Below are 253 nucleotides of genomic sequence, written 5' to 3' on the forward strand. Positions count from 1 at the left end.
GGTATAGATGTTGCCGAAGGCCTGCAGGCCGAATAGCGAGGCCGCATGGTCGGCATCGTTGAAGACGAATGACGTGGTCTGGTAGATCGGCGTCGCCCGTGCGCCGGTGGTGGGATCAGGCTGTGCGCCGGCGTGCACGGCGAGGGTGGAAAATCCCGGAAGGCGATCGGTCATTCTTGGTGTCCTGTTGTGGCCTGTCGAAACGCGCGGCATGCTGATGGCGGCGGCGCCCGCCGTCAAGCGAGTTGGGTGC

Annotated in this window: 1 protein-coding gene; it reads right to left on the bottom strand. The window is 64.8% G+C overall.

Annotated features, from left to right (window positions below; all coding sequences use genetic code 11):
- Positions 1-174 (bottom strand): PLP-dependent transferase (locus tag G5A07_RS21515; protein ID WP_191864004.1); only part of this gene is annotated, 174 nt, incomplete at its 3' end.
- Positions 175-253 lie beyond the last annotated feature (79 nt).

This window comes from Stenotrophomonas sp. AS012628, from assembly GCF_010608305.1.
GTDB classification, from domain to species: Bacteria; Pseudomonadota; Gammaproteobacteria; order Xanthomonadales; family Xanthomonadaceae; genus Stenotrophomonas; species Stenotrophomonas geniculata.